1 pseudogene is annotated in these 887 nt (G+C 42.6%); it reads right to left on the bottom strand.

The features are described from left to right. Positions 1-719: pseudogene (locus tag DWX28_RS19210) on the bottom strand (IS200/IS605 family accessory protein TnpB-related protein); the annotation flags it as partial. Positions 720-887: the final 168 nt, after the last annotated feature.

Here is an 887-nt window from a genome sequence, read left to right as displayed (position 1 = left end):
TCGATAAACTTTCTTCCCAGGACAGTTCCATCCGACCGCATAATGGTACAGACTGCATCAGTGTTGATCCCCAGATCCACACTGCAGATGATCTGTTCTTTGACTAGTATTTTTGTAAGTATCACATCTTCTGTATAAGAAAAACGCAGAAAATATTTCCTGTGTCTTTTCTCCAATGTCGGGGCAGATGCCTTTTCCCCAGACCAGTTCTTTCTCAAATACTCCATGTCGGTATGGCTTAACCGTACATGGAACCATTTCCAGTCATGCCCATCATATAATTTCAGATAAGCAGCATCCTTCCCTTCCTTATCCTCCCGGTACATCACATCACGATAAAAGACCGGCATGGCATGATTCTCATATACAAGTTTCGGCCAGCCTCCTGTTTGACCTGATTTTTCCCACAAGCTCAGTCGGGTTTTGTAAGAGGATACAGTTCCCAGCGCATGCTGGATGGCTGCCCTTCTCAGGTAAGAAGGCATCTTTGGAAAATGGAGATCAAAGCTAAAACGAGCCTGATTCTTTTTTGTTGTATGTATCAGGTGCTCCGCTTCATTAAAACGTTTCTTCGTTTCCGGTATCCTTTCCAGCTCTTCCCATACCTGCTCATAAATCTCTGTCAGATAGCCAACGGCAGACCGGTAGATATCCAGCGTCTGACGGATCGGGATATTCTGTTTTCTCAATTCTACGCCATAGCTGGATGTAATCTTCACAGTTGCTTCCTGCCTTTCTGACTTGTACTGGATATAAATAAGTCCTATTTGTTCTTTCTTATTCTATTATAATTCTTTTTCGGTCCAATAAAACTCTCTTTTATATTTTTTGTAAAAAATTTGCGCGCCTAACTCATCACTAGAAGTAACGAGAATGCGGCGCGCAGT

The sequence above is a fragment of the Blautia sp. AF19-10LB genome, assembly GCF_003461245.1.
Lineage (GTDB): Bacteria > Bacillota > Clostridia > Lachnospirales > Lachnospiraceae > Blautia_A > Blautia_A intestinihominis.
The sequence above is the reverse complement of the archived record's forward strand: the minus strand, read 5'-3'. Positions and strand labels throughout refer to the sequence as shown.